The 25,897-nt window shown below is 66.1% G+C and carries 25 protein-coding genes; 21 read left to right on the top strand and 4 right to left on the bottom strand.

All coding sequences use genetic code 11. The features are described from left to right. The first annotated feature begins 39 nt into the window (after positions 1-39). Positions 40-1,074 carry an NAD(P)/FAD-dependent oxidoreductase gene (locus MUK71_RS14315; protein WP_227928490.1) on the top strand — a complete coding sequence of 345 codons (1,035 nt, stop codon included), beginning with the start codon at positions 40-42 and terminating at the stop codon, positions 1,072-1,074. 25 nt (positions 1,075-1,099) lie between these two features. Here MUK71_RS14315 and MUK71_RS14310 read toward each other — a convergent pair whose 3' ends face one another. Beyond that, on the bottom strand, positions 1,100-2,146 hold the full coding sequence (locus tag MUK71_RS14310) for an NAD-dependent epimerase/dehydratase family protein (RefSeq protein ID WP_227902712.1): 1,047 nt from the start codon (positions 2,144-2,146) through the stop codon (positions 1,100-1,102). A 125-nt stretch (positions 2,147-2,271) separates the two neighbouring features. On the opposite strand from MUK71_RS14310, the gene MUK71_RS14305 reads away from it, so the two are divergent. The 9 genes from MUK71_RS14305 to MUK71_RS14265 all read left to right on the top strand — a co-directional run bounded on the left by MUK71_RS14305 (position 2,272) and on the right by MUK71_RS14265 (position 11,944). Continuing rightward, on the top strand, positions 2,272-3,303 hold the full coding sequence (locus MUK71_RS14305; RefSeq protein ID WP_227928492.1) for a glutathione S-transferase family protein: 1,032 nt from the start codon (positions 2,272-2,274) through the stop codon (positions 3,301-3,303). A gap of 142 nt (positions 3,304-3,445) precedes the next feature. Next, positions 3,446-4,534, top strand: a complete 1,089-nt coding sequence (locus MUK71_RS14300) for a FecCD family ABC transporter permease (protein ID WP_432418049.1) — start codon at positions 3,446-3,448, stop codon at positions 4,532-4,534. Positions 4,535-4,593: 59 nt separating this feature from the next. Beyond that, positions 4,594-5,637, top strand: a complete 1,044-nt coding sequence (locus tag MUK71_RS14295; RefSeq protein WP_423724604.1) for a FecCD family ABC transporter permease — start codon at positions 4,594-4,596, stop codon at positions 5,635-5,637. A gap of 1 nt (position 5,638) precedes the next feature. Continuing rightward, a complete protein-coding gene (locus tag MUK71_RS14290; protein ID WP_227928493.1) occupies positions 5,639-6,526 on the top strand; it encodes an ABC transporter ATP-binding protein in 888 nt (295 codons plus the stop codon). Further along, complete coding sequence (locus tag MUK71_RS14285) at positions 6,523-7,605, top strand: siderophore-interacting protein (protein ID WP_423723635.1); 1,083 nt, start codon at positions 6,523-6,525, stop codon at positions 7,603-7,605. The genes MUK71_RS14290 and MUK71_RS14285 overlap by 4 nt, the downstream gene beginning before the upstream one ends. 105 nt (positions 7,606-7,710) lie before the next feature. Then, positions 7,711-8,742 carry an iron-siderophore ABC transporter substrate-binding protein gene (locus MUK71_RS14280; RefSeq protein ID WP_227928494.1) on the top strand — a complete coding sequence of 344 codons (1,032 nt, stop codon included), beginning with the start codon at positions 7,711-7,713 and terminating at the stop codon, positions 8,740-8,742. A gap of 10 nt (positions 8,743-8,752) precedes the next feature. Further along, on the top strand, positions 8,753-9,838 hold the full coding sequence (locus MUK71_RS14275; RefSeq protein WP_227928496.1) for a FecCD family ABC transporter permease: 1,086 nt from the start codon (positions 8,753-8,755) through the stop codon (positions 9,836-9,838). Continuing rightward, positions 9,835-10,887 (top strand): FecCD family ABC transporter permease, encoded by a 1,053-nt coding sequence (locus MUK71_RS14270; RefSeq protein ID WP_227928498.1) that lies wholly within the window; start codon positions 9,835-9,837, stop codon positions 10,885-10,887. The genes MUK71_RS14275 and MUK71_RS14270 overlap by 4 nt, the downstream gene beginning before the upstream one ends. Positions 10,888-11,083: 196 nt before the next feature. Further along, positions 11,084-11,944, top strand: a complete 861-nt coding sequence (locus MUK71_RS14265; protein WP_227928499.1) for a M23 family metallopeptidase — start codon at positions 11,084-11,086, stop codon at positions 11,942-11,944. 8 nt (positions 11,945-11,952) lie between these two features. On the opposite strand, the gene MUK71_RS14260 is transcribed toward MUK71_RS14265, so the two are convergent. Then, a complete protein-coding gene (locus tag MUK71_RS14260) occupies positions 11,953-12,915 on the bottom strand; it encodes a diacylglycerol/lipid kinase family protein (RefSeq protein ID WP_227902700.1) in 963 nt (320 codons plus the stop codon). A 120-nt stretch (positions 12,916-13,035) separates the two neighbouring features. Between MUK71_RS14260 and MUK71_RS14255 the strand changes: the two genes are divergently transcribed. The 11 genes from MUK71_RS14255 to MUK71_RS14205 all read left to right on the top strand — a co-directional run bounded on the left by MUK71_RS14255 (position 13,036) and on the right by MUK71_RS14205 (position 23,482). Beyond that, positions 13,036-13,812, top strand: a complete 777-nt coding sequence (locus MUK71_RS14255; RefSeq protein ID WP_227902699.1) for an SGNH/GDSL hydrolase family protein — start codon at positions 13,036-13,038, stop codon at positions 13,810-13,812. A gap of 213 nt (positions 13,813-14,025) precedes the next feature. Further along, positions 14,026-15,579 (top strand): MFS transporter, encoded by a 1,554-nt coding sequence (locus tag MUK71_RS14250; RefSeq protein WP_227902697.1) that lies wholly within the window; start codon positions 14,026-14,028, stop codon positions 15,577-15,579. Positions 15,580-15,754: 175 nt separating this feature from the next. After that, positions 15,755-16,249, top strand: coding sequence for a MarR family winged helix-turn-helix transcriptional regulator (locus tag MUK71_RS14245; protein ID WP_227902695.1), 495 nt, complete (start codon positions 15,755-15,757; stop codon positions 16,247-16,249). Positions 16,250-16,322: 73 nt separating this feature from the next. Continuing rightward, positions 16,323-17,468: a glucose-1-phosphate adenylyltransferase family protein gene (locus MUK71_RS14240; RefSeq protein ID WP_227902693.1), complete on the top strand. Its 1,146-nt coding sequence runs from the start codon at positions 16,323-16,325 to the stop codon at positions 17,466-17,468. A 373-nt stretch (positions 17,469-17,841) separates the two neighbouring features. Further along, a complete protein-coding gene (gene rpmB / locus MUK71_RS14235; RefSeq protein WP_146360594.1) occupies positions 17,842-18,078 on the top strand; it encodes a 50S ribosomal protein L28 in 237 nt (78 codons plus the stop codon). Beyond that, positions 18,078-18,245, top strand: a complete 168-nt coding sequence (rpmG, locus tag MUK71_RS14230; RefSeq protein ID WP_013602737.1) for a 50S ribosomal protein L33 — start codon at positions 18,078-18,080, stop codon at positions 18,243-18,245. Before rpmB ends, rpmG begins: the two co-directional genes overlap by 1 nt. Before the next feature lie 2 nt (positions 18,246-18,247). Beyond that, on the top strand, positions 18,248-18,553 hold the full coding sequence (gene rpsN, locus MUK71_RS14225) for a 30S ribosomal protein S14 (RefSeq protein ID WP_227902692.1): 306 nt from the start codon (positions 18,248-18,250) through the stop codon (positions 18,551-18,553). 44 nt (positions 18,554-18,597) lie between these two features. After that, a complete protein-coding gene (locus tag MUK71_RS14220; RefSeq protein ID WP_227902690.1) occupies positions 18,598-18,834 on the top strand; it encodes a hypothetical protein in 237 nt (78 codons plus the stop codon). 24 nt (positions 18,835-18,858) lie between these two features. Then, on the top strand, positions 18,859-19,143 hold the full coding sequence (locus tag MUK71_RS14215) for an HU family DNA-binding protein (RefSeq protein WP_269436319.1): 285 nt from the start codon (positions 18,859-18,861) through the stop codon (positions 19,141-19,143). A 161-nt stretch (positions 19,144-19,304) separates the two neighbouring features. Further along, complete coding sequence (locus tag MUK71_RS14210; protein ID WP_423724605.1) at positions 19,305-21,521, top strand: bifunctional copper resistance protein CopD/cytochrome c oxidase assembly protein; 2,217 nt, start codon at positions 19,305-19,307, stop codon at positions 21,519-21,521. Beyond that, positions 21,521-23,482, top strand: coding sequence for an NHL domain-containing thioredoxin family protein (locus MUK71_RS14205; RefSeq protein ID WP_227928516.1), 1,962 nt, complete (start codon positions 21,521-21,523; stop codon positions 23,480-23,482). Before MUK71_RS14210 ends, MUK71_RS14205 begins: the two co-directional genes overlap by 1 nt. A gap of 94 nt (positions 23,483-23,576) precedes the next feature. On the opposite strand, the gene MUK71_RS14200 is transcribed toward MUK71_RS14205, so the two are convergent. Both MUK71_RS14200 and MUK71_RS14195 read right to left on the bottom strand, forming a co-directional pair. Then, on the bottom strand, positions 23,577-24,554 hold the full coding sequence (locus MUK71_RS14200; protein WP_227928517.1) for a hypothetical protein: 978 nt from the start codon (positions 24,552-24,554) through the stop codon (positions 23,577-23,579). Between the two features lie 82 nt (positions 24,555-24,636). After that, positions 24,637-25,893 (bottom strand): ABC transporter ATP-binding protein, encoded by a 1,257-nt coding sequence (locus tag MUK71_RS14195; RefSeq protein ID WP_227902666.1) that lies wholly within the window; start codon positions 25,891-25,893, stop codon positions 24,637-24,639. Positions 25,894-25,897: the final 4 nt, after the last annotated feature.

The following is a 25,897-nucleotide window of genomic DNA, read 5'->3' as shown; positions in this document are numbered from 1 at the left end:
AATGCTGATGATCGCGTCCGCGTCCGGTAAAAATTTCCTATGGCAACTTCGCAAATCCTCTCCGAAGAGTACGACGTCGTTATTATCGGCGGAGGCATGGCGGGCCTCACCGCCGCGCTGGTCCTCGCCCGTGCTCTCCGCCGCGTGCTGGTTATCGATGCGGGCAGCCCGCGCAACGCGCCGGCCGGCCACGTCCACGGCTTTCCGACCCGGGACGGGGTTCCTCCGGCTGAACTGCTGGAGCTGGCACGGGCGGAGGTGGCCGGCTACGGCGTCGATTTGGTGGACGCAACCGTCACCGGCCTGGAACCCCCGGCTGCTGTGCGGACCGCAGACGGACGCAGCTTCCGCGGGCGGCAGCTGATTCTGGCCACCGGGCTGCGCGACGTCCTGCCGGACGTTGACGGTCTTGATGGGCGCTGGGGAGTGGACGTGCTGCAGTGCCCCTACTGCCACGGGTACGAGGTGGCGGGCAAGGTGCTGGCCGTACTGGGCACTGCCCGGACATCCATCCAGCAGGCCCAGCTGGTACGTACCTTCTCCGAGGACGTGACACTGGTGCTGCCCGGGGACATTGAGCTGGGGGAGGAGGACGCGGGCGGGCTTGCCGCAATGGGCATCCGGACACTTCGCGGAGAGGTTGCCGGTCTGGCAACGGAAGGCGGCGCCCTGGCCGGACTGGTGCTTGCCGACGGCCGTACGGTCCCCTGCGAGGCGCTGTTCCTTGAACCCGAGGCTGAGCTCGAGCCGGGCCTGACGGAACACCTTGAGCTCGATGGGGACGGCTGCATAGTTACTGACGAACTCGGCCGCACCAGCCAGGAGCGGGTGTGGGCCGTCGGCAATGCCACCGACCCCTCGGCCCAGGTGGTCGCCGCAGCCGGAGACGCCTACCGGCTGGCCGTGGTGGTCAACGCAAAGCTGCTCGAAGAGGACCTCGGGCTGGCCGTGGCATCGGCTGCGGACGGCGCAGGGGAGCAGGACGGCGCAGGGGAGCAGGGCGGCGCTGGGGAGCAGGACGGCCCGGAAGAGCCGGCCGGACTCGAGGAAGCAGCGATCCGGGAAGCCGTCTGACCCTTCCCGGACCGGCAGCTGCCGGCTAGCGCTGCCGGTTGCGGGGGGCCAGCAGCGGCGAGCCGGCCACGCCGTCGCCCCCGCTCATCCCGTTCAGGACAAACTGCAGGGATTCCAGCGAGGTCCTGCGCGGTTCCCAGCCCAGCACTTCGCGGGCCCGTGAAGTGTCCATCACTGGCGCTCCGGCCGCCATGTCCACCCAGCCGGGATCGGTGGCCTGCAGGCCGGCCGCCCAGGTAAGGCCGACGACGGCGCGGATGAACTTCACCGGCACGTCCAGGATCCGCTTTGCACCGAGCACGCCGGCGAGCAGGTCCGGTGTGATGATCGGATCCGCGGCAATGTTAAACGCTCCCTCGGCCCGCCGGTCCACCACCCGCCAGTACGCATCGGCAATATCGTCGGCATGCACGGCCTGGAAGATAAAGGAGGAGGGCAGCGGTATCAGCGGCAGTGAAAGCCTGTTCAGGAAGAACTTCGGGACCAGGCGGCCAAGGAAGTAATCGCCGATTTCGCTGCCGGCATCCGAGGAGAAGATCAGCCCGGGCCGCAGGCGGGCCACGGGAATCTCCGGATACTCCGTTTCAAACCGGTCCAGCAGGGCCTCCTGTTCACCCTTGTGCCTGCTGTAGTGCGAGCTGGCAATGCCGCGGGCCGGCCAGGACTCGTCAGTAAGCCGGTCCTTGGGGGCGGGACTGTAGGCACCCACCGAGGAGGCGCAGACAAACTGGCGTACCCCGGCTGAGGCAGCTGCGGCGAGGGCGTTTTCCGTTCCCCCGACGTTGACCCGGTGCAGCTCGGCCTCGTCGCGGTTGGGCTGGATCAGCCAGGCCAGGTGGATTACTGCATCGGCACCGTTTAGTGCTTCGGTCAGGGCGGCCGTGTTCCCCCGGTCGCCAATGTCGATGCTGTGCCACTCGACGTCGTTGTAGGGCGGCTGCTGCTTGTCGGGGATGCGGCGGGCAATGCCCACGACTTCCAAATCCCCGCCGCGTTCCCGGCGGGCATCCGCCAGCCGGCGCAGCACCGCAGTCCCGACATTCCCGGTCGCTCCAATTACGGCTACTCGCATGGTGAAGGTCCTTCCGTTGCACTGCTGCCGGCGTTGAAACCGACTCTACCGGTGCCTCCGGTTTGCGGCAGCCTCAGGGACGCAGAGGCCTGCAGGGGAGGGGCAGGGCGCGTAGTCTGATTGCCATGACTTCCCACAGCACCAAGGGTGCCTACGTTACCGGCGGAACCGAATACACCCGGGATACCAACTACATAGAAACCCGGATCACCCGTGACGGCCGGGACGGCTATCCGGTGGAAGCCGGCCGCTACCGGCTGGTCGCAGCGCGGGCCTGCCCGTGGGCCAACCGGACCATCATTGTCCGCCGGCTGCTGGGACTCGAGGACGCGATTTCCCTGGGGCTGCCCGGCCCCACCCATGACGCGCGCAGCTGGACCTTCGACCTGGACCCGGACGGCAAGGACCCGGTGCTGGGCATCGAACGCCTGCAGGAAGCCTTTTTCAAGCGCGTCCCCGACTATCAGCGCGGCATTACCGTCCCCGCGATAGTGGATGTTCCCACCGGCGCGGTGGTTACCAACAACTTTCCCCAGATCACCCTGGACTTCTCCACCGAGTGGAAGGACTTCCACCGCGAGGGTGCGCCGGACCTGCTGCCTGCCGAGCACATGGAGGAAATGGAGGCGGTGAACAAGCGGATCTTCACCGAGGTGAACAACGGCGTGTACCGGTGCGGGTTCGCCGGATCGCAGGAAGCCTACGACGCCGCGTATGACCGGCTGTGGACTGCCATGGACTGGCTGGAGGACAGGCTCTCAACGCAGCGCTACCTCATCGGGGACACCATTACCGAGGCTGACGTCCGGCTCTTCACCACGCTGGTGCGCTTCGACCCGGTTTACCACGGCCACTTCAAATGCAACCGGAACAAGCTCACCGAAATGCCGGCTCTGTGGGGCTACGCCCGGGACCTGTTCCAGACCCCCGGCTTCGGTGACACCGTGGACTTCGAGCAGATCAAGGCGCATTACTACGTGGTGCACGAGGACATCAATCCCATCGGCATCATCCCCAAGGGCCCGGATACCTCCAACTGGCTTTCGGAACACGGCCGGGAGGCCCTTGGCGGAAGGCCGTTTGGGAACGGAACAGCGCCGGGACCGGTACGTGAATCCGAGCGCGTGACCCCCGGGCACGGGGCCGGCGGAAACTAGGGCGGGCCGGGCGGAAGGGCCCGGCCGGAAAAGGAACCCGCGCCGGGTCCTAATACGCAACATAAACGTTTCTTAAACACCCTGAGCATAGGCTAGCCTTACTTAAGCAAATCGCATTGCTACTGCCCGGGGAGGTGCCTACGTGAGCGTTGCCGCACGCCCCGCCGGCGTTCCCTCCGGCGCACCCGGGCAGACCCGGGCAGCAGAGGGACGTCCCGCCCCCGCAGGGCGAAAGCGCCCCGGCACCCGCATGATGCTGCTGCTTCTCACGGTCGCCGTTCTGGTGCTGGCCTGCGCCGCATCCGTGGCCGTCGGCGCCCGCCCGGTAGCCCCCGGCACGGTGTGGGACGCCTTCACCGCCTTCGACCCCGCCAACGGCGACCACGCCGTGGTGATGTCCCGGGTGCCCCGCACCGTCCTGGGCCTGGTAACCGGCGCAGCCCTGGGCCTCGCGGGTGCCGCGATGCAGGGCGTGGCCCGCAATCCGCTGGCTGATCCCGGCATCCTTGGCGTTAATGCCGGAGCGGCCTTTGCCGTGGTGCTCGGCATCTACATCTTCGGCATTACCAACCTCACCGGTTACATCTGGTTCGCCCTCGCCGGCGCCGCCCTTGCCGCCGTCGTGGTGTACATGGTGGCCAGCATTGGACGCGAGGGCGCCACCCCGGTGAAGCTGGCCCTGGCCGGAGCCGCGCTGAGCGCCGGACTGATGTCCATGCTCAGCGCCGTGCTGGTCTCCAGCCAGCAGACGCTGGATACCTTCCGGTTCTGGCGGGTGGGCAGCGTTTCCGGCCGTGACTGGGACACCATCCTCGCCGTGCTGCCCTTCCTGGCCGCAGGCGCCCTGATTGCGCTGCTCTCCGGACGTGCCCTCAACGGGCTGAGCCTGGGCGACGACGTCGCGCGCGGGCTGGGCCAGCGCGTGGGGCTCAGCCGCGGCATCACTGCCCTGGGCGTGGTGCTGCTGTGCGGTGCCGCCACCGCCGCCGCCGGTCCCATTGCCTTCGTTGGCCTGGTCATTCCCCATGTGGTGCGCAGCTTCACCGGTCCCGACTACCGCTGGATCCTGCCCTTTTCCATGCTCCTCGCCCCCGCCCTGCTTGTCATCGCGGACGTCATCGGACGGGTCCTGCTGCCGCCGGGGGAGATCCCGGTAGGCATCACTACGGCCGTCATCGGCGCCCCCGTCTTCATCTGGCTGGTCCGCCGTCGGAAGCTGGCCGAACTGTGAACACCGCTGCCGAAACGAACACTGCTGGCGCAACGAACACTGCTGCCGAAACCCGCGCCGTGCGGACCGCACCCGCCGGCGCCGCCGAGGCCGTCCGCGCCGCCCGCAAGCAGGCCCGCAGGCACCGTGTCCTGGTCCCGTCGCTGCTGGGCGCTGCCGTGCTGGTCCTCTTCGCGGTCTACGTCCTGCTCGGCACCTACACGTTCACCATCCCGGATTTCTTCCGCATCCTCTTCGGCGAGCAGATCCCCGGCGCCACGTACATCCTGATGGAGAGCAAGCTCCCGCGGGCAGTCATCGGCACCCTTATTGGGGTGGGCTTCGGAATTGCCGGAGCCGTTTTCCAGACCCTGCTGCGCAACCCGCTGGCCAGTCCCGACGTGATCGGCATCAGCTACGGAGCCAGCGCCAGCGCCGTTGCCGCCATTGTGCTGTTCGGTGCTGCCGGGACCACCGTGTCCGCCGTAGCGCTGGTCGGGGCGCTGGCAGTGGCCCTGCTCATTTACCTCCTGGCACGCCGCGGGGGAGTGGCCGGCTATCGGCTGATCCTGGTGGGCATCGGCTTCGCCGCCGTGATGCAGGCACTGGTCAGCTTCCTGCTGACCCGCACCGATATCCGTACCGCCTCCGAGGCACTGGTCTGGCTGAACGGTTCCCTGAACAACAGCAGCTGGGACCGTGCAGCAGTGCTTGCCGGCTCCCTGCTGGTGCTGCTGCCCGCCGCGGCCCTGCTTGCGCGCAGACTGCGCGGCCTGGAACTGGGCGACGACGCCGCCGCCGGCCTGGGTATCCGGGTCGAAACAGCGCGGTTGGCACTGATCATCGTGGCCGTGGCGCTGGCCGCCGTCGCTACGGCCGCTGCCGGGCCGGTGGCCTTTGTGGCGTTCCTGTCCGGACCCATCGCCCGCCGGCTGATGCGCGGGGAAACCACGCTGCTGACCGCAGGGCTGGTGGGCGCCTGCATCGTACTCGCCGCCGATTTTGCCGGCGCCAACCTCATCCCCGGGGTCACCCTGCCCGTAGGCGTGGTCACCGGCGCTCTGGGCGCACCTTTCCTTCTGTGGCTGCTGGTCACGTCCAACCGCGTAGGCCAAGGAGGCTGACATGGAGAACCTGCTTTCCGCACAGAAACTGGAGCTCGGGTATGACGAGCGCAAGGTGGTGGAATCACTTTCGCTGGAGCTGCCCGCGGGAAAAATCACCATCATCGTGGGGGCCAATGCCTGCGGCAAGTCCACCCTGCTGCGCGGGCTTGCCCGGCTGCTGAAGCCCACCGGCGGTACCGTCTACCTCAACGGCAAGGACATCCACAGCCTGCCCAGCCGTCAGGTCGCCCGCACCCTGGGCCTGCTGCCACAGACCCCCACCGCACCCGAAGGCATCACCGTGGCGGACCTGGTGGGGCGCGGGCGCTATCCCCACCAGGGCTGGTTCCGGCAGTGGACACCGGAGGATGACACCGCCGTCGCCGCCGCCCTGGCCGCCACACAGACCGACCAGCTGGCGTCGCGCAACGTGGACGAGCTGTCCGGCGGCCAGCGCCAGCGGGTCTGGATTGCCATGGCACTGGCACAGGAAACGGACATCCTGCTGCTGGATGAACCCACAACGTTCCTGGACGTGACGCACCAGATCGAGGTGCTGGACCTGATCACGGACCTGAACCGGCGCTCCGGCACCACCGTTGCCATTGTGTTGCATGACCTGAACCTGGCCGCCCGCTATGCGGACCATTTGGTGGCCATGAAGAACGGCCGGATCGCCGCGGAGGGCGCCCCGGCCGACGTCGTGACCGAGGACCTGGTCCGCGACGTTTTCGGCCTGGCTTCCCGGGTCATCCCGGATCCGGTCTCCGGAACGCCCATGGTGGTCCCGCTGGGCCGCCACCACAGCACCGTGCCGGAACCGGAACCGGACGTCAGGCAGGGATACCTGCCCAACCCCGGTGACCACCGTTCAAGCATCAACGAATCCATGGAGGCAGCATCATGAGCCACGTGTCCGCCAACGGGGCAACGGCTGCTGCCGTCAGTACCCCGGCCCGGCCCAGGCGTGCCAAGGCCGCCGGTGCCGTTATGTCCTTTGACGTGGAGGTCAAGCGGACGGTGCAGCTGGGCGCCAACTTCCGGCGGATTACGTTTGCGGGCGAGAGGCTGGCCGAGTTCGGTGTCCAGGGCGACACCCACGATCTGCGGATCAAGGTGATTGTGCCCTGCGTGGACGACGACGGCACGTCCCTGCCGTTGCCGGACCTCTCCACCCTGGAAGCGGGCTGGTACCAGGACTGGCTTAGGCTGGACCCGGCCACCCGCGGCTGCATGCGTACCTATACCGTGCGCGGCGCCCGCTGCTCGGGACCGGAACCGGAGATCGACGTGGACTTCGTGCTCCATTTCGACGACGAGGGCAACGGCGGGCCGGCGTCGAGCTGGGCCGCTGCCGCACAGCCCGGAGACCGGGTCTGCATCATCGGCCCCAACAGTGCCCACTGCGTGACGGCAGAATCCTATGGCGGCATCGAATGGCGTCCCGGCATGGCCCGGCACGTGCTGCTGGCAGGTGATGAAACGGCCGTTCCCGCGATTACCTCCATTCTGGAATCCCTTCCCGCAGACGTCACCGGCCACGCCCTGATGGAGATTCCCTCCTCAGCGGACCGGCAGCCCGTTACCACCGCCTCCGGGGTGCAGATCATCTGGCTGGCCCGCGGCTCCCGCCCGCACGGGGAACTGCTGGACGCCGCTGTACGGCAGTCCGTGGCGCTGCCCGGCTGGGCCTCGGTGGAAACGGCGGACGGCCTCCCGTTCAGGACCCGGACGCTGACCGAGCCCGAGGAAATCAACGTGGATGAAACCATCCTTTGGGAAACCCCGCAGCGACTGGACCAGGCCGCAGTGCAGGCTTCACCTAACCCGGGGACCCCTTCCGGCGCCCTGCCGTTCTACGCCTGGATTGCCGGTGAAGCAGCCGTGGTCCGCGGACTGCGCCGCTATCTGGTCCGCGATGTCGGCATCGACCGCAAGCAGGTGGCCTTTATGGGCTACTGGCGCAAGGGACGCGCCGAGTCCTAGCCGCGTCCGCGGAACGCCCGTTCCGTGCCGCCTTCCGCTTCCACCGTTTTGTGTTTTATTACCGGCCCGCCGCTCGGCGGGCCGGACTTCTGAGAGGAAAAATTCATGCAACGTGCCCCGAAAGCCGCCGCTCTGCTGGCGGTTCCCGCTCTCCTGCTGGCATTGAGCGGCTGCGGTGCCGACGCAGCCGGGGATACGGCGCAGGAGGACTCCGGCCAGGCGTCCGGCCAGTTCCCGGTAACCGTTGACTCCGCGCTGGGCGAGGCCGTCATCGAAGCCAAGCCGGAACGGGTAGTAACCATCGGCTGGGGCTCCGCGGACACCGCCGTCGCGCTGGGCACCACCCCCGTGGGCGTGGAGGAAGTCAGCTGGGGCAACGATGAACACGGGAACTACCCCTGGGTCACGGAAGCCATCCAGGAGCGCGGCGATGACCTTCCGGCCACCTTCACCGGCGGCACCGACATTGACATTGATGCCATTGTGGCGCTGGAACCGGACCTGATCCTGGCCCCGAACTCCGGTATCACGCAGGAGGACTTCGACATCCTCAATGACCTGGCACCCACCGTGGCTTACCCGGAGAAGGCCTGGAACATTGACTGGGATGACCAGATCACCGTGATCGGCAAGGCCCTGGGCGAGCCGGACGCCGCAAAAGAAGCGGTGGCAGGCATCGAACAGTCCCTGGCGGACAGTGCCGCCGAGCACCCTGACTTTGCCGGCAAGAGCTTCGCCTACGTCTGGGGCGGCGGCGCCCCGGGATCCCTGGTGCTCTACAACGAGGGTGACGCACGGGTTGACCTGCTCACTGCACTGGGAATGACAGTGGCACCGGAGGTGAAGGACATTCCCTCCTCCGAAGGAAGCTTCACGTCGGAACTCGGCCTGGAGAACGCAGGAAAGCTCAACGACGTTGATGTGCTGTTCACCTGGTACAACGACGAAGCCGAGCAGCAGCGCACCGAGGAGCAGCGGCTCTTCGCCCAGATTCCCGCCGTCGAGCGCGGCTCCGTGGTTCGCAACCTGGACCGCCAGGTGGGAATGGCCTCCAGCTTCCTCACCCCGCTGAGTGTTCCGTGGGTCCTTGATCGGTTCGAGCCGATGATTGAAGAAGCAGTTGCCAAGGTCGGTTAGTTCCACCCCCTTGCAGGTTCCGGCGGAAACCGCGGACCCGGCGGCGGCCGGTGCAGGTGCACCGGCCGCCGGGCGTATTACCCCGCGCGGTCCCGTGGGCCCTGCCCGCGGGACAGTGCTGCTCGCTGCCGGAACAGCACTGCTGGCAGCAGCAGTGCTAACGAGCCTTGCGGTAGGTGCCCACCAGCTGGGACCCGCCGAAGTGGCAGCCTCCCTCTGGGCGGAGCTCAACGGCACGGGCAGCTCCTACGCCGACGACGTCGTTGCCAGCCGGATTCCCCGCACCGTCCTCGGCATCATGGCAGGGGCCGCCCTGGCTCTTGCCGGGGTGATCATGCAGGGGCTGACCCGCAATCCGCTGGCCGACCCGGGCATCCTGGGCATCAACGCCGGCGCAGCAGCCGCCGTGGTCACCGGTATGGCCTTCTTCGGCGTGGGAGCCACCGGCGCCAACGTGTGGATTGCCCTGCCCGGCGCAGTCCTTACCGTCCTGGTGGTGTACGGATTGGCCTCGGGCCGGCGCGGTTCCTCACCGGTACGGCTGGTGCTGGCCGGAACCGTGATGTCCGCAGTGCTGATGTCCTATATCCAGGCCATCGCCCTTACCCGCCCGGACGTCTTCTCCCTCTACCGGTTCTGGGCGGTGGGTTCCCTGAGCGGCCGCACCTTGGAACAGGCCCGGGACATTCTTCCGTTCTTCCTGGTGGGCCTGGTGGCAGCGCTGGCCACCGGCCGGTCCCTGAATGCCCTGGCGCTGGGCGAGCAGGCTGCCGCCTCGCTGGGCGTACGCCCGCAGGCAGCCAAGATCACCGGCGCCCTGGCGGCCACGCTGCTGTGCGCCTCGGCCACTGCCGCCGTCGGGCCCATAGGTTTCGTAGGACTCGCGGTGCCGCACATTGTGCGCAGCCTTACCGGTCCGGACCACCGCTGGCTGCTGATCCTCAGCCTCCTGGCCGGGCCGTCCCTGCTGCTATTCGCCGATGTCCTGGGACGCCTCGTCGCCCGGCCCGGCGAAGTGCTCACCGGCGTGGTGACCGCTCTGCTGGGTGCACCCCTGCTGATCTTGGCCGTGCGCCGGATGCGGGCAGTCGCATGAGCCCGGTCCGGAACCCGCCGGCGGTATCCACGCTCCGATGGGGACGGAAGCTGAGCTTCAGGTACCGCAGGCGCAGCCTGGTCCTTTCCATCCTCCTGGCCGCTGCCGTTACCCTGGTAGGTGCGTTTACGCTCACCGCCGGCCAGCTGGGCCTGGACTGGCAGGAACTGTTTGCCCTGGCCGTCTCCCCACCGGAGGGGAGTGCTGCCTTTGTCCTCGAACGCCTGCGCGGACCCCGGTTCCTGACCGCCGTTGGCGCCGGCATGGCACTGGGGGTGGCCGGATCACTCTTCCAGACGGTGACCCGGAATCCGTTGGGCAGCCCGGAAGTAGTGGGCCTGACCAGCGGGGCTGCCGCCGGGGCAGCGGCCACCGCCCTGTGGCCCGGATACGTGCCCGTTCCCGTTGCTGCCATCCTTGGCGGCGGCCTGGCCGTGGTGCTGGTCTGGCTCAGCACCGGCCGCGGGTTCGCCCGGCCCGGACGGATGATCGTGGCAGGCATCGGTATCTCAGCCGTGGCCTCAGCCCTGACCTCGCTGGCCATGACAACGCTGGGCGAACAGCAGGCCCAGACACTGGCGTTCTACCTCAACGGGTCGCTGGCCTCCCGGTCCTGGTCCCATGCGGCGACCATTGGCCTTGCGCTGCTGGTGGTGCTGCCCCTGGCGGCGGCGCTGCAAAGGCGGCTGAACCTCGTCGCCATGGGGGATGAGCTGGCCGAGTCCCTCGGCGTCCGGGTGGACCGGACCCGAACCCTGGCGGTGATTCTGGCCGTGGTGCTGGCAGCCACGGCTGTCAGCGTCTGCGGGCCGGTGGCCTTCGTGGCACTGGTGGCGCCGCAGATTGCCCTGCGGCTGCTGCGGACGTCTGCTCCCGGTGTCGTGGCTCCGGCGCTGGTGGGCGCATTGGTGCTGATCCTCTCGGACTTCGCCGTCCAGCACATTGAATTCGGTGCGGCGTCGCTGCCGGTCGGAATCTTCACCGCTGCGCTGGGCAGCGCCTATCTCGGGTATCTGCTGTTTGCGGAGGCGCGTAAAGGAAGGCTGTGAGAGGGCGGCCACAGGAGGAAACGCAGCAGGTCACCCGGGAGTTTGGGATTGGCCACAAAAGGCGGACACAGCCATTGTGGATTTCCTACCATGGAAGTGGTGCCGCCTGCGGGAATTAGGGCGGCTCCCACCGGTCCCCGACACAGGAGTCCGGGGACAAAAGAGTCCTTGACCAATACTCACACTGAGGTGATTGTTGACCGAGCACTTTTTGGAACCCGCACGAGCATATGAAACCGTTTCCTCCCGGATGATGCTGCGCACGGTTCAAAACCTCCGGAACCGGGCTGCCGACCTGCTGGAGCGGCGTCCGCCGGGCGAGCACGCCGCACTGCGGAAACCCCGTGACTTTGCCGCTGATGCCGAGCAGCTGCGTGTCCGCGCCAAGGCGCTGCGGGGCAGGACCCGGGCCTGGCTTCAGGATCATGACACGCCCAACCGCCGCACCGGTGCGCTGGGGGTGGCCGCCGCCGTCGCCCTGTCCGGGGTGGTTGCCGGCACCGCGGCCACCGCAGAGCCGGAGCTAAAGCTTGAACGCCAGGCTATGGTGACCACACTGGACACCGATGCCGGGCGCGAGGCCGGCGAAGGCGCGCCTGCCACTGAACCTGAACCCGCAGCCGAACCTCCCGTCAATGACGCTCCGGCCCCCGAGCCTGCCGAGCCGGGCCCGGTTGCGCCGGTGGATGACATGGTGGTTACTTCCCCGTTTGGCTACCGCGACAATCCGCTGGCACCTGGTTACCCCGAGTTCCATACCGGCACGGACTTCGGTGCGGTCACCGGGACCCCGGTGAAGTCCATGCTCGGCGGGACGGTGGTCGAGGCCAGCTGGCACACCACCGGCGGCGGGGGACTGCGTGTGGTGGTTGATCACGGTGACGGGCTGCAGACCACCTATAACCACCTGAACAGCATCGATGTCTCCGTGGGGCAGAACCTTGACGCCGGCGCGGTGGTAGGAGGTGTAGGCAGCACCGGTAACTCAACCGGCCCGCACCTGCACTTTGAAGTGCTGCGGCACGGGGACTACGAAGATCCGATGGGCTGGCTGTAGCCGGCCCGTCAGGGCTCCGGATTCGTCAGCACCGCCGGGTCCTTCTTGCCGTGCGGCATGCGGATGCGCAGGGCACCGGCGTCCGTCTCGAAGAGAATGTGGGTGGCCGTCCCCAGATGGTCGCCGTCCATTTCAAAGTCCAGCGGAGACTCGGTCCAGACCTCGGCGCGTTTGCACTGGTAGTACTCCACCGATGTGCTGCTTCCCTTCCCTCGGCGGAGCAGGCCGGAGATCACGCCCAGCCAGCCCAGCTTGCCTTTGGGGGCCAGGGTCAGGATGTCCAGCAGCCCGTCATCCAGTTTCGCGCCGGGGAAAATCTCCAAACCGCCGGTGATCTTGCCGCAGTTCCCGCCCATCACACTGCGCAGCCGGCGGTGGATGGGTTTGCCGCCGTCAATTGAGATGGTGGTTTTCACGGGCTTGCCGGGCAGGTTTCGGATCCCGGCGTCAACGTAGGCCAGCCAGCCGATCTTATCCTTCAGCACGTCCCGGGTGTCCGCCATCATGCCGGCGTCGTACCCCAGTCCGGCCATAACCAGGAAGGTGTCACTGTCCACCGACTCGTCCACGGTCACACGGACGACGTCGATGCGCCGCTCGGTTCCGTTCAGGGCGGCGCGGACAGCCTGCTCAGGGTCATCCACGCCAATGTCCAGGTTCCGGGCCAGCAGGTTGCCCGTGCCCAGTGGCAGCAGGCCCATGGCGAACGAGGTGCCGGCCAGTTCCGCCGCAACGCACCGCACGGTGCCGTCACCGCCGGCAGCGATCACCAGGTCAACGCCGGCCTCCATGGCCTTCCGTGCCATCGAATGCCCGGGATCGTCTTCCTCGGTTTCGAAGAACAGCGGCTCGTCCCAGCCTTCATCCGCGCAGATTTCAGCCACCCGGACGCGCACGTCAAAATCCGTTTTCTTGATTGGATTCACAATGACAGCGGCGCGCTGGCGGGCCGGGGTCTCTTGGCTGGTCATGGGGTCCTTATCGTAAGCAGGCGAACTAGTACCGGCTCTGAGTCTAACCGGGGATCCGGCGCAACGGACTGAGGCGCTGTGCCGGCCCTGTCCCCGGCCGGTTGCTTGTACGCTGTGGTGGTGACTTTTACGCAGCGATATGTGGCCCTGGGGGATTCGTTTACGGAAGGCGTGGGGGACGAGGACGAGTCCCGTCCCAACGGCGTGCGCGGCTGGGCGGACCGCGTGGCCGAGCAGCTGGTGCTCGCCGATGATTCGTGGGGCTACGCCAACCTGGCAATCCGCGGCAAGAAACTGCACCAGGTCCTGAATGAGCAGGTGGATGCCGCGATCGCCCTGTCACCCACCCTGGTCACCGTTTATGCCGGCGGGAATGACATCCTGCGCCCCAAAGTGGATATCGACGCAATAGTTGATGCCTACGACGGCGGGATTGCCAAGCTGCGCTCCAGCGGTGCAGCCGTCCTTGTTTTCACCGGATTCGACTCCGGCCAGTCGCCGGTCTTCGGCCGGACACGGGGCCGGACAGCCCTCTATAACGAACTGGTCCGGGAAATCGTGGATAAGAATGACGCCGTGCTGGTGGACTACTGGCGGATGAAGATCCTGCAGGACGAACGCTACTGGGCGGTGGACCGGCTGCACATGTCTCCGGCGGGCCACATGCTGACGGCCAAGAAGGTCCTCGAAGTGCTCCGCGGCACCGACGCCATTGACCTTCCCGAACTGGAGGAACAGCGCTCAAGGAACCGGGTGGAACAGCTGCGCCGGGATGCCCAGTGGGCACGCGAATATCTTGGTCCGTGGGTCAGCCGGCGCCTCCGCGGTGTCTCCTCCGGAGACAACCTGAACCCTCGCTATCCGGAGCTGATCCAGCCTCCTTTGCCCGCCCGATAGGGCTGATGTGTCCCAACTCACAGAATTAAACATAAGTCCGCTTGTTATCTGATAAGCGGCCGGGTGCATGGCTACCTAAAAGGGCTAAAAACCGGCTTTCAATTCGGCAGGGGGAGTGCATTTTTCTAAACTTGTAGGTCTGCCCGGCACAACTGTGCGCCGCGCGGTTGCTTCTGTTCACAGCCGCTGACTTCAAATTGAGGGAAGACCGACATGCCGAAAGATGCACCACCCCATATTTCCGAGGCCCCGGACGCACCGTCTGCAACAACGGCGAAAAAGCCGCGCTTCCCGTCCCGGCGCCGCCGCCGGCTCGAGGTTGATGACGTAAATGTTGTAGACAAATCCATGCTGAAAAAAGCCGTCAGCGGCACCGTCGTCGGTAACACCATGGAATGGTTCGACGTCGGTGTTTACGGCTACCTGGCCGTCACCATGGGTGCCGTCTTTATGTCCGACGCCGACAAGGACGTGCAGCTGCTCTTCAGCCTTGGCGTCTTCGCCTCGACCTATCTGGCCCGTCCGCTTGGCGGAGTGGTCTTCGGCCGCCTGGGAGACCGGGTGGGCCGGCAGAAGACACTGGCCATCACACTGCTGCTGATGTCCGCGTCCACGTTCGCCATCGGCCTGCTGCCCGGCTACGCCACCATTGGTTTCTGGGCGCCGGTCCTCCTGGTGCTGATGAAGATGCTCCAGGGTTTCTCCACCGGCGGCGAGTATGCCGGTGCCACCACCTTCGTCACCGAATACGCGCCGGACAAGCGCCGCGGCTTCCTGGCCAGCATCCTGGACCTTGGCAGCTACATGGGTTTTGCCCTGGGCGCCGGTGTTGTCTCCATCATGCAGCTGAGCCTCTCGGAAGAGGCCATGCTGGACTGGGGCTGGCGGATCCCGTTCCTGATTGCGGGTCCGCTGGGTGCCATTGCGGTGTACTTCCGTCTCAAGATCGAGGAATCACCGGCCTTCCAGGCCACCCTGGACGCGCAGGAAGTGGGCAACAGCTCGGCTGCCGGCGACGGCCAGGCGCTGGGTACCTTCGGCATCTTCCGCTCCTACTGGCGCCCGATTGTGCTGGCCATGGTCCTGGTGGCCGCCGCCAACACGGTGGGCTACGCCCTGACCTCCTACATGCCCTCCTACCTGACGGACTCCAAGGGCTACGACCCGCTGCACGGCACGCTGCTGACCATTCCCGTCCTGGTGCTGATGGCCCTGTGCATCCCGCTGACCGGCCGGCTCTCGGACCGTATCGGCCGCCGCCCGGTGCTCTGGATGGGTGCCGGATCCACCATCGTTCTGGCCATCCCGGCGTTTGTGCTGATTGACCAGGGGCCCATCGCCACCACACTGCTGGGGCTTGCGCTGCTGGCCGTGCCGGTGACCTTCTATGTCTCCAACCTCGCGTCCTCGCTGCCGGCCCTCTTCCCGACCGCTAGCCGCTACGGCGCCATGGGCATCTCCTACAACTTCGCCGTTGCCATCTTCGGCGGCACCGCGCCGCTGATCATGCAGGGGCTCATCACGCTCACCGGTGATGACATGATGCCCGCCTACTGGCTGATGTTCACCTCCGTCGCCGGCGCCATTGCCGTGGGCATCATGAAGGAATCAGCGAACCGCCCGATGCCCGGGTCCATGCCCAGCGTGGACAGCAATGCCGAAGCCCGCGAGCTGGTAGCGGGACAGGACGAGAACCCGCTGCTCGACGTCGATTCGCTGCCCTTCGACACGCTGGGCAGCAAGCCCGCCGAGCCCGCCGAGCGCTAAGCTCCCGCCGCTTACCGGCCGCATCCGGCACGCGCCGCCGGACTGTTTCTCCCCAGGGATGGTTCGGCGGCGCTGTCGGTTAAGGCACGCTGCCGGCCCCCCGGATCCTGGTTCCATGACGGTCCCGGACCTGAGATGATTGAAGCGTAAAGTTTTGATCGAGACGAGGGCCGTTATGACTGAGAATGCACCGCGCTGGCTAAGCGCAGAGGAACGGCAGGCCTGGCTGGCGCTGTACGCGGTGTCCAGCCGGCTCCCCGCAGTCCTGGATACAGACCTGTTCCGCCGGGCGCGCATCACTCTCTTCGACTACCACGTCCTGGCCATGGTCTCCGAAGCGGAGGAGCGGAGCCTGCCCATGAGCGAACTGGCAGCCCGGTCCAATGCCTCCCTGTCGCGGCTTTCACACGTGGTCAAAAAGCTTGAACAACGCGGCTGGATGTCCCGAACGCCCTCTCCGGAGGATGCCCGGGTCACCACGGCGGCGCTGACGGACGAGGGAATGGCCGCCCTGGTGGAACTGGCCCCGGACCACGTGGCATCCGTGAGGGATGCGGTCTTCGACGGCCTTACTCCCGCTGACGTGGCGGACCTGGAACGTGTCGGGAAAAAGATCCTGGCCCGGATCGACCCGGAGAACGGCATCCTTGGCCCGGACCAGGCACCCTAGCGGTTACGGCTCCGGTGTCCGTCCTTGTTAGCGTGGTAGGTATCGCAGACGGCACGACGAGAGGCACCAAAGCATGCGCTTTCCCCGAATCCTGGCCGTAATCCTCGCCGGTGGCACCGGCGGGCGCCTGGGCAGCCTGACTGATCACCGGGCCAAACCGGCCATGCCGGTTGCCGGCTCCTACAACCTCATCGACATTTCCCTCTCCAACCTGCATAACAGCGGATTCGGTGATGTCTGGATCGTGGAGCAGTACAAACCGCAGTCGCTGAATGACCAGCTGGTCAGCGGCCGCCCGTGGGACCTGGACCGTACCAACGGCGGCCTGCGTGTGCTCCCTCCGTTCCAGGGCGGTGAGGGGGAAGGCTTCGCGCAGGGCAACGCCGATGCCCTGTACCGGCAGGTGGACTACATCCGGGAATTCGATCCCGACCTGGTGCTGGTGCTCAGTGCCGACCATCTCTACCGCCTGGACTTCCGGGATGTGGTGCAGACCCACCAGCAAAGCGGCGCGGCACTGACCGTCGTCACCACCCGGGTTGAGCACAATCCCGGCGACCATGGTGTGGTCGAAGTGTCCGACGACGGCGCCGTCACCGGATTCGAGTACAAACCCGAAAAGCCGGCAACCGATCTCGTGGCTGCGGAAATCTTCCTGTACGACGCCGATGTCCTGCTGGACTCACTGGAGAAGCTGGTGAAGCGTGACGGACAGCTGGAGGACTACGGCGACCAGCTCATCCCGTACCTCGTGGAAAACACAAAGGTGGTGGAGCACCGGTTGCCGGGGTACTGGCGGGACATGGGTACTCCGCAGAGCTACCATCAGGCACACATGGACCTGATTGAGGGCCACGGGCTGGACTTCGATGATGAGCAGTGGCCTATCCTGTCAGCCAGCCCGCGGCGGCTTCCGGCCTATATAGGCCGGGACGCGGCGGTGCGGGAGAGCCTGCTCGCCCCCGGAGCCCGTGTGGACGGCTCGGTTCGCCGCAGCGTCCTCAGCGCCGGAACCGTGGTGGAGGCCGGGGCGGAGGTGGATTCCTGCGTGCTCCTGGACGGCGTTACGGTGCGTTCCGGCGCGCGGCTGGCCAACCTGGTGGTGGATTCCGGGGCGGTGATCGGAGCAGGGCGGAAACTGGACGGCGCGCAGGAAGATCCGGAGAAGGGCGTGGCAGTGGTGGCCCGGGATTCAAAGGTGGACCCGCCGTCGTCGTGACGGCCGGCACCCGGGTATCTGCGAGTTTGAACGAAACGCCGGATGGCCCTAGGATAGAGAGGCGTTAAGTCATGCGTGTGTTAATCTGCCTGCCCCGTGCGGACAGCTGAACATTTGCGTGGCCACCCGTATAAACCTAGAATTGAAGGCTGTCGAGCCGGGTTTCCCCGTTCGGCTGCCTGAACTTCACCGTCTTCCCCGCGGCGAGGCACTTCGGCTGGATCTCACCCCGCCAGGTCAACCTCCGGAAAGTCGCAGTAATAACGGTGTCAAAACTGGTGGCGGGACGCTCTTTATGGCAGGTGCTTAGGCGCTTTGGCCTTGTGTCTGTTTTTTGAGGACCGTCATATTTACTACAACTGGAGGAGAGATCATGGCAGCTTACTGCCAGGTAACCGGAGCCATCCCCGGCTTTGGTCACAGCATTTCGCACTCGCACCGCCGCAACAAGCGTCGGTTCGACCCGAATATTCAGAAGAAGCGCTACTGGGTTCCGTCCCTGCGCCGCAACGTGACGCTGCAGGTTTCTGCACGCGGCATCAAGACGATTGACATCCGCGGCATCGACGCTGTTGTTACCGACCTGATCGCGAAGGGTGTGAAGCTGTAGTGGCTAAGGATAAGGACGTACGTCCGATCATCAAGCTGAAGTCCACTGCGGGCACCGGCTACACCTACGTAACTCGCAAGAACCGTCGCAACGATCCGGATCGTATGGTTCTGAAGAAGTACGATCCCAAGATCCGCCAGCACGTCGAATTCCGTGAGGAGCGCTAAGAATGGCAAAGAAGTCCAAGATTGCCCGCAACGAGCAGCGCAAGGTCGTTGTTGAGCGCTACGCTGCAAAGCGCCTCGAACTGAAGAAGACTCTGGTAGACGAAAACGCTACCGACGAAGCCCGCGAAGCTGCACGCCTCGGCCTGCAGAAGCTTCCGCGCAACGCTTCCCCGGTCCGCCTTCGCAACCGCGACCAGATTGACGGCCGCCCCCGCGGTACCCTCCAGAAGTTCGGTATCTCGCGCGTGCGTTTCCGCAACATGGCCCACGCAGGCGAACTGCCGGGTATCAAGAAGTCCAGCTGGTAATCACCGGCTGAAAAAGGACGGCTCCCTGAACGGGAGCCGTCCTTTTGTCTTTAACGCCGCCGGACCGGCCCGGCGGCGGGGCACGGCGTGCCGCCGTACGGATCGGCGAGCCGTTGGGCGCCGTCGGCCTGATCGATGCGCTGGAAGGCAGAAAAAGCGCGTTTTCAAGCCGAAAAACCCGAAAAATCCCCGAAAATCAGGGGTTTTTGCAGGAGTTGGGGGTGCAAGCTGGTAAGTTTTCGAACAGCGGCGGTTTCGCATCCGCGTTTCCGCACGAGTAATCCCAGAGTCCAGGAGGACATAAATTGGCTATGAACCGCAGTGAACTTGTTGCCGCAGTTGCAGAAAAGTCCGGCAACAGCCAGACCGCAGTCAACGGCGTGCTGGATGCCGTCTTCGACATCTTCGCAACCTCCGTTGCAAACGGCGAAAAGATCACCATCCCGGGCTGGCTGGCAGTTGAGCGCACCGACCGCGCCGCACGCACGGGCCGCAACCCGCAGACCGGCGAAACCATTCAGATCCCGGCAGGCCACAGCGTCAAGCTGACCGCCGGCTCCAAGCTGAAGGCTGCTGTCTCCAAGAAGTAGTAACCACAGCGGCAGGATGCCGCAGTAACGGAAGGGCCGGCATCGTCGATGCCGGCCCTTCCGCTGTCCCGGGCCCGGGACAGGTGCCGGACCCACCCGTTTACCGTGAGAGGGGCAACAATGATTGGCCCTATTTTTACAGCGGGTAGAGAATAGGTACTGTGCCAAAATCCGCCAAAACCCAGACCGACCGCTCCGCAGGCAGTTCGCTGCCCCCGAACGCCGGAAGCCGGGACGAATCCGCTGCCCCGAGGGGTAGCGGCAACGCCGTTCCGGCGGTACGCAACGGCTGGCTGGCGGCGGCCGGGGCACTGGTTCTCGTGGCCCTGGTGGCAGCGCTGCTCTTCACCGGCGCAGCAGGCGCCTCACAGCTGGGCGATCCCGGTGCACTGACACGCTGGGCGCTGCCCGTGGCCAAAGCGGTGCAGAACGTTTCCATGGCCGCAGTGATCGGCTCACTGGTGTTCGCCGTGGCGATCCTGCCCAAGAACCTGAACTACAAACGCAGCCGCAAGTCCGCCACGGAACGGACGGCATCGGCGGAACCGGAACATCCGGCCTTCACCCGCACTCTGACACTGACCTCGGCGGCGGCTGTCACCTGGACCCTGTCGGCGCTGGCAGTCATGGTGTTCACCTACTCCGACGTCTCCGGGCTGCCGCTGAGCGGGGACCCCACTTACACATCCGGCCTGGCGTCCTTCCTGACAGACTTCGCCACCGGCCGGGCCTGGCTGGCCGTGAGCATTATTGCCGCCGTTGTCACCGCACTGTCCTTCGGCGTCCGGTCCCTGAACATGCTGGCCTTTACCGGCATTCTCGCCGCCGGCGCACTCCTGCCCACGGCCCTGATCGGGCATTCTGCCGGTGGTGATGACCACAGCGCGGCGGTGAATTCCATCGGTCTGCATCTGCTCGGCGTCTGCCTCTGGATCGGCGGCATGATCGTGCTGGCCGTAATCTCCCGGCAACTCGGATCCATTACCGGGGTAGTCCTGACCCGGTTCTCCGCACTGGCCGGTTTTGCCTTTGCGCTCGTCTTTCTCTCCGGCGTCGTTAACGCTTCCCTGCGCATTACCTCCCCGGGCCAGCTCGCCACGGAATGGGGCGCCTTGGTGATCACCAAGGCGGCACTGACGCTCCTGCTGGGCCTTCTGGGGCTGATGCACCGACGCTGGATCATTCCCCGGCTTGCCGGCGCCAACCCGGCGCGCACACCGTCAGCAGCAGCAACCGGCACCGCCGCCGTCCCCGGGTCGAAGGGTGAGCTTTCAGCCCAGCGCGTGCTGTGGCAGCTGATCGCCGTGGAACTGGCGGTGATGGGCGCCGTTTCCGGCGTTGCCGTGGCCCTGGGCCGCACCGCGCCGCCGCGCTCGGAAGAGCTTCCCCCGGATGCCTCCCCGGCCCGGATCCTCACCGGCTACGACCTTCCGCCCGAGCTGACGCCCGAACGCTACCTGACCGAGTGGCGGCCGGACTGGCTCTGGGTGGCCATCATCCTCACCCTCGCCACGTCCTATCTGATCGGCGCGGTCAAGGTCCGCCGGCGCGGAGACAAATGGCCGGTGCTAAGGACCATCTGCTGGCTCGTTGGCCTGGTGGCCCTGTTCTACATCACCTGCGGTGCACCCCAGGTGTACGGCATGGTCCTGTTCAGCACCCACATGCTCGGCCATATGGCCCTGACCATGGTGGTTCCCCTGTTCCTGGTGCTCGGCGCCCCCGTGACCCTTGCGCTCAAGGCTCTTCCTCCGCGGCCGGACGGCACCCGGGGTATCCGTGAATGGATCCTGATCGGCGTGCATTCGCGCTACTCGAAGATCATCACCAATCCGATCTTCGCTGCCGTGAACTTTGCCGGATCAATTGTGGTCTTCTACTACTCGGACCTGTTCGGATTTGCCCTGCGGGAACACGTGGGCCATGAACTGATGGTGGTTCACTTCCTGCTCACGGGCTACATCTTCATCCTGACGATGATCGGGATCGATCCGCTGCCCAGCCGGGCACCGTACCCGCTGCGCCTGGTCATCCTGCTGGCCACCATGGCCTTCCACGCCTTCTTCGGTGTGGCGGTGATGGGCGGGACCTCGCTGATCCAGGCCTCCTACTTCGGCAACATGGGCCGGGAATGGGGTCTCTCCGCGCTGGAGGACCAGCAGCTCGGCGGCTCCCTGATGTGGGGGATCGGTGAAATCCCGACCCTCTTCGTCGCCATCGGCGTCGCGTATCAGTGGTCCAAGTCCGATGCGCGGGAGACCCGCCGATCGGACCGCGCAGCGGAGCGGAATAATGACGCCGACCTCGCCGCTTACAACAACATGTTTGCAAACCTGGCGCAGCGTGATGCCAGGACCCCGGACCAAGGAGATCGTTAATGACTGAAACCGTGCGCGCCGGATACCGGGTGCGGGCCTCTGAGCTTGAGGGCCGGAACTGGCTGAACACCGGCGGCCGGCAGCTGACCCTTGAAGATCTCCGCGGCAAGATCGTGCTGCTGGATTTCTGGACTTTCTGCTGCATCAACTGCCTGCACGTGCTGGACGAACTGAGGCCCCTGGAAGAGAAGTACTCCGATGTGCTGGTCACCGTGGGCGTGCATTCGCCCAAGTTCGAGCATGAAGCTGACCCGGTAGCGCTGGCTGCGGCCGTGGAACGCTACGAAATCCACCATCCGGTGCTGGATGATCCCGAGCTGGTCACCTGGCAGGCCTATACCGCCCGCGCCTGGCCCACCCTCGTGGTGCTGGACCCGGAGGGCTACATCGTGGCGCACCTGTCCGGTGAAGGGCACGCAGCGGGCCTGGAATCGCTTGTAGCCGAGCTTGTGGAGGAACACGAGGCCAAGGGCACCCTGCACCGCGGAGACGGCCCCTACGTGCCTGCAGAGCCTACTGCCGGTGACCTGCGCTTCCCCGGCAAGGTCACGGCACTGCCGGGCGGCACCTTCCTGGTGGCAGACACCGGCCACCACCGCCTCGTGGAACTGGAGGCGGATCTCACTACCGTCCGCCGGGTCATCGGCCACGGGACCAAGGGCTGGGCCGACGGCGACGCCGGTACTGCACAGTTCAATGAACCCCAGGGTGTGGCCCTGCTGCCCGCTGCAGTGGCGGAACAGGCCGGGTACGACGTCGTTGTCGCGGACACCGTGAACCACCGCCTGCGCGGCGTGAACCTCGAAACGGGCACCGTATCCACCCTCGCCGGCAACGGCGTGCAAAGGTTGCTCGATGCCGGGAACCAGACCAAGGCCGGTTCAGCTGCCGAATCCGCTGAGCCTGCGGTACCCGGCCTCGCGGACAGTGCTCCGGCGGATGCCTCGGATCTGCTCGGCGCGGACCCGCTGAAGGTCTCGCTGTCCTCCCCCTGGGACCTTGTGTGGTCCGCACGGCTGCAGCGCCTGGTGGTTGCCATGGCCGGCACCCACCAGATCTTCGCGTTCGATCCGCTCACCGGTGCGGTCAGCGTCCTCGCCGGCACCGGCTTGGAGGGCCTGCTCGACGGAGCGGCGGCTGAATCCTGGTTTGCCCAGTCCTCCGGGCTGGCCGAAGACGCCGACGGCAACCTGTGGGTGGCTGATTCCGAAACGTCGGCCCTGCGCCGTCTCACGGTCAGCGACGCCGGGGTCACGGTGGAAACCGCGGTTGGTGCCGGTCTGTTCGACTTCGGGTTCCGTGATGGTGAGGCAGCTGCTGCCCGGCTGCAGCACCCGCTGGGCGTTGCAGTGCTGCCCGATGGTTCCGTAGCCATCGCCGACACGTACAACGGCGCGGTGCGCCGTTACGACCCGGCTACCGGCACCGTCTCCACCCTGGCCCGCGGCCTCTCCGAACCCTCGGATGTCCTGGTGGACAGCAGTGCCGGGGAGCCCCTGCTTATTGTGGTGGAATCCAACCGGCATCAGCTGCTCCGGCTGCCGATCCCCAAGGAAGCCCAGTCCGTGGACGAGGGGGCCCGCCAGACACAGCGCCCCAAGACCGCCGTGGAGGCCGGCCCGATGGCCCTCACCGTCCGCTTCGCAGCTCCCAAGGGACAGAAGCTCGACGACCGCTGGGGTGACCCCACGCAGCTGAAGATCTCCGCCTCCCCGGAAGAGCTGCTCGTCTCCGGCGGCGGCACGGCCACGGGGCTGACCCGGGACATCGTCCTTTCCGACACGGTTACCGAAGGCGTCCTGCACATCACTGCCCGTGCGGCGGCCTGCGACGGCGAGCCCGGCGGAGAGATCCCCGACCACGCTGCGTGCCACATGTACCAGCAGGACTGGGGTATCCCGGTTGTGATCACCCCGGGCGGGGAATCCGAACTGGTCCTGGACCTGCGCGGACTGGACTGACCCCCCGCGGAACCGAACGTAGAACAAAACCGCCCCGGCCGTAAATGGCCGGGGCGGTTTTGTTATGGCATGCGGTGCTGCGCTGCCGGGGTTGTCAGTTCACCTGCGGGCTGAGGGTTACATCCTCGCCGTCCACCCGCAGTGCGGCGTTGAACGTGAATTCCTCCTCGGCTACCAGCGGGCTCTTGTCGCCGGTGAACAGATCCACCTGGGTGGCAGTGACCCGGGCCGTGCCGGTCAGCGGGCTCAGGATCCAGCGGCCCTCTGCCTGCGTCAGTTCCACCTCCGGATAGCTGGCGATGCTCCACTTGATGGGCTGCTCCACCCGGTTATTGGTCAGGTGGTAGAACGGGCATCCGGGCGGCGCCAGGCGGTCTTCGGCCGTGCAACCGTCCAGGAATTCACGGATTCCCGTGTCCACCTTTGAGAGCAGTTCATCGGTGGCTTCGGGTGCCAGCGTGAGCTGCCGTCCGGACTCGGCGGTGACCACCGCGGACTCTTCCGGTGCAGCCAGGTACTGGCTTTTGTATGAGGCGGCCACCCGCGAGAGCGGGAAGGCGGCGAAGGTGTTGCTGCCCTCGGGCAGCGTGACCCGGACACCGTTCAGCGACGCTTCGCGCAGTACGGGGGCAGTGATCTGGACGGTGGGCAGTGTCGAGGGAACGAAATCCCACGTATCGAAGAACAGCCAGCGTTTGCCAGTGTTCTCCAGAACGAAGGTGGCGGTTTCCTCCGTGTCCCCGTAGGTGTAGGTCACGGGTACCTCGACCCGGTTCTCGCCGATGTCCTTTACGTCGCCGAACCCGGATATGGCCAGCCCCTCGACAGATGCGCGGAGGGCGTCGTCGTCGAGCAATGCGGCGTTGGCCTCCGGGACGTCGGCGTGGAGCAGACCCAGGGCCTGACCGCCGTCACCGTCAGTGAGCGTCCGGACATAGTCGTGGATATGCTGCTCGGGCCCGTAAGCCTTGGCATTGACGAAATAGACCGCCACGATGGCGGCGGCGATAGTGAGCATGAGGGCTAGCAGCCATGCGGCCACTGCCTTGATTACCGGTGATGTTCCCTGCACCGGTATTACGTTACCTGTCCTGACAGGCGAAGGCCGGATCGGTGTCCCGCTCCGGCCTTCGTGTCAGGTGGGCCAGGCGTCGTTAGGAAGCGGCGGGAACCTCGTCACGTGCGGCCGCGATTTCCTCGGCCCGGGCGGCGTTGGCTTCCTCGGTCAGGCGGGCGCCGGCGTCCGCATCGCGGGTCAGGTTCTCCCCTGTCTCCGGATCGAACAGGTGCACCTTGCGGGTGTCCAGCCACAGCTCAGCGTCCCGGCCGCCGCGGATCCGGCTGGCGGCGTCAAGGGTCACCACCACCTGCGGGCGCAGCTCGTCGGCATCCATATCCCGGGCCAGGCTGTCGAGCAGCTCCCTGACCTCGGGGGTCGGATCGAAGTGGATGTACCCGTACTGCTCGTTGCCAAGCCACTCGGTGTGGGTGATCGGTGCGGTGAACGTGGACCCGTGGTGCAGCTTGCTCTCCTCCACAAGGGACGCATCTTCGAAGAACTCGGGGCGGATCCCGACCAGTACCACCTTTTTGCCGGCGGCTTTGGCGGCCTTTTCCTCGGGGATGCGGATGTCACCCACCGCGGTCTTCAACACATTGTTTTCAAGGGTGGCCGGCAGGAAGTTCATGGACGGTGAACCGATGAAACCGGCCACAAACAGGTTGACCGGCTGTTCATAGAGTTCCCGGGGAGAAGCCACCTGCTGCAGGACGCCCTTCTTGAGTACGGCCACCCGGTCACCGAGCGTCATGGCCTCGGTCTGGTCGTGGGTGACGTACACGCTGGTGGTTCCCAGCCGGCGCTGCATCTGTGCAATTTCGGACCGCATTTGTCCGCGCAGTTTGGCGTCCAGGTTGGACAGCGGCTCGTCGAACAGGAAGGCATCAGCTTGCCTGACGATGGCACGGCCCATGGCCACACGCTGCCGCTGCCCGCCGGAAAGGTTGGCGGGTTTGCGTTCCAGGTGGTCGGTCAGCTCCAGGGTGGCGGCCGCATCGGTCACCAGCTTCTTGACCTGCTCCTCCTTGTACTTGCCCTTGTTCAGGCGAAGCGGGAAGGCGATGTTTTCGTACACGGTCAGGTGCGGATACAGCGCGTAGTTCTGGAACACCATGGCCAGGTTGCGGTCCCGCGGTGCCTTGTCATTGACGCGTTCGCCGTTGATCAGCAGGTCTCCGGAGGTGATGTCCTCCAGGCCAACGATCATGCGCAACAGGGTGGACTTGCCGCAGCCGGAGGGGCCCACCAGAATGATGAACTCACCGTCGGCAATGTCCAGGCTGACGTCGTTGACGGCCGGGAAACCGTCGCCGTACTTCTTGACGAGGTGGTTGAGCGTAATAGATGCCATGGTT

It is taken from the genome of Arthrobacter zhangbolii, from assembly GCF_022869865.1.
Taxonomy (GTDB): domain Bacteria; phylum Actinomycetota; class Actinomycetes; order Actinomycetales; family Micrococcaceae; genus Arthrobacter_B; species Arthrobacter_B zhangbolii.
The sequence above is the reverse complement of the archived record's forward strand: the minus strand, read 5'-3'. Positions and strand labels throughout refer to the sequence as shown.

Bases quoted from the DNA above. Each gene is read 5' to 3' on its own strand.
- MUK71_RS14315 (WP_227928490.1), top strand. From the start codon at position 40: ATGGCAACTTCGCAAATCCTCTCCGAAGAGTACGACGTCGTTATTATC.
- MUK71_RS14310 (WP_227902712.1), bottom strand. From the start codon at position 2,146: ATGCGAGTAGCCGTAATTGGAGCGACCGGGAATGTCGGGACTGCGGTG.
- MUK71_RS14305 (WP_227928492.1), top strand. From the start codon at position 2,272: ATGACTTCCCACAGCACCAAGGGTGCCTACGTTACCGGCGGAACCGAA.
- MUK71_RS14290 (WP_227928493.1), top strand. From the start codon at position 5,639: ATGGAGAACCTGCTTTCCGCACAGAAACTGGAGCTCGGGTATGACGAG.
- MUK71_RS14285 (WP_423723635.1), top strand. From the start codon at position 6,523: ATGAGCCACGTGTCCGCCAACGGGGCAACGGCTGCTGCCGTCAGTACC.
- MUK71_RS14280 (WP_227928494.1), top strand. From the start codon at position 7,711: ATGCAACGTGCCCCGAAAGCCGCCGCTCTGCTGGCGGTTCCCGCTCTC.
- MUK71_RS14270 (WP_227928498.1), top strand. From the start codon at position 9,835: ATGAGCCCGGTCCGGAACCCGCCGGCGGTATCCACGCTCCGATGGGGA.
- MUK71_RS14260 (WP_227902700.1), bottom strand. From the start codon at position 12,915: ATGACCAGCCAAGAGACCCCGGCCCGCCAGCGCGCCGCTGTCATTGTG.
- MUK71_RS14250 (WP_227902697.1), top strand. From the start codon at position 14,026: ATGCCGAAAGATGCACCACCCCATATTTCCGAGGCCCCGGACGCACCG.
- MUK71_RS14245 (WP_227902695.1), top strand. From the start codon at position 15,755: ATGACTGAGAATGCACCGCGCTGGCTAAGCGCAGAGGAACGGCAGGCC.
- MUK71_RS14240 (WP_227902693.1), top strand. From the start codon at position 16,323: ATGCGCTTTCCCCGAATCCTGGCCGTAATCCTCGCCGGTGGCACCGGC.
- rpmB (WP_146360594.1), top strand. From the start codon at position 17,842: ATGGCAGCTTACTGCCAGGTAACCGGAGCCATCCCCGGCTTTGGTCAC.
- rpsN (WP_227902692.1), top strand. From the start codon at position 18,248: ATGGCAAAGAAGTCCAAGATTGCCCGCAACGAGCAGCGCAAGGTCGTT.
- MUK71_RS14205 (WP_227928516.1), top strand. From the start codon at position 21,521: ATGACTGAAACCGTGCGCGCCGGATACCGGGTGCGGGCCTCTGAGCTT.
- MUK71_RS14195 (WP_227902666.1), bottom strand. From the start codon at position 25,893: ATGGCATCTATTACGCTCAACCACCTCGTCAAGAAGTACGGCGACGGT.